At 48.2% G+C, this 757-nt stretch carries 2 tRNA genes and 2 rRNA genes; all 4 read left to right on the plus strand.

The window, feature by feature from the left end:
• Positions 1–119: ribosomal RNA gene (locus tag C9I98_RS26375) — 16S ribosomal RNA — on the plus strand; the annotation flags it as partial.
• A 71-nt stretch (positions 120–190) separates the two neighbouring features.
• Positions 191–267, plus strand: a tRNA-Ile gene (locus C9I98_RS26380).
• A 44-nt stretch (positions 268–311) separates the two neighbouring features.
• Positions 312–387, plus strand: a tRNA-Ala gene (locus C9I98_RS26385).
• A 256-nt stretch (positions 388–643) separates the two neighbouring features.
• A 23S ribosomal RNA gene (locus C9I98_RS26390) occupies positions 644–757 on the plus strand; the annotation flags it as partial.

The following is a 757-nucleotide window of genomic DNA, read 5'->3' on the forward strand; positions in this document are numbered from 1 at the left end:
CTGCACCAGAAGTAGATAGCTTAACCTTCGGGGGGGCGTTTACCACGGTGTGGTTCATGACTGGGGTGAAGTCGTAACAAGGTAGCCCTAGGGGAACCTGGGGCTGGATCACCTCCTTAACGATATGGCTGCGTTTGATGCAGTGTCCACACAGATTGCTTGGTTGAAGTAAAAAGAACGTGAAAGACTTGGGTCTGTAGCTCAGGTGGTTAGAGCGCACCCCTGATAAGGGTGAGGTCGGTGGTTCAAGTCCACTCAGACCCACCACTTTCTCTCCCAGGGAAAGTGAGTGCGGAGTCTTTCGTATCGTTGGGGCTATAGCTCAGCTGGGAGAGCGCCTGCCTTGCACGCAGGAGGTCAGCAGTTCGATCCTGCTTAGCTCCACCACTCTCTAAAAACATTCTGACGAGTGTGTTTAGAAAGTGGTTATCTCACGATAAACACATGCTCTTTAACAATCTGGAAAGCTGACTAGTAAATTGAATTTTTACAATTCAATACTAAAGTTTCACCGAAAGGTGGAACGAGTTCTCAAGCAACACACATTCAAGTGTCTTGTGTAAGAGTCCGGCGAAACACAGTTCATCATACTCAGATGAGCAACCTTGGTTGTTGAGCCATACGAAACCTCTTGGGGTTGTATGGTTAAGTGACTAAGCGTACACGGTGGATGCCTGGGCAGTCAGAGGCGATGAAGGACGTGCTAACCTGCGATAAGCCAAGAGAAGATGGTAAGAATCACAATACTCTTGGATTT

Origin of the sequence: Photobacterium sanctipauli (genome assembly GCF_003026495.1) — a bacterium.
GTDB lineage: Bacteria > Pseudomonadota > Gammaproteobacteria > Enterobacterales > Vibrionaceae > Photobacterium > Photobacterium sanctipauli.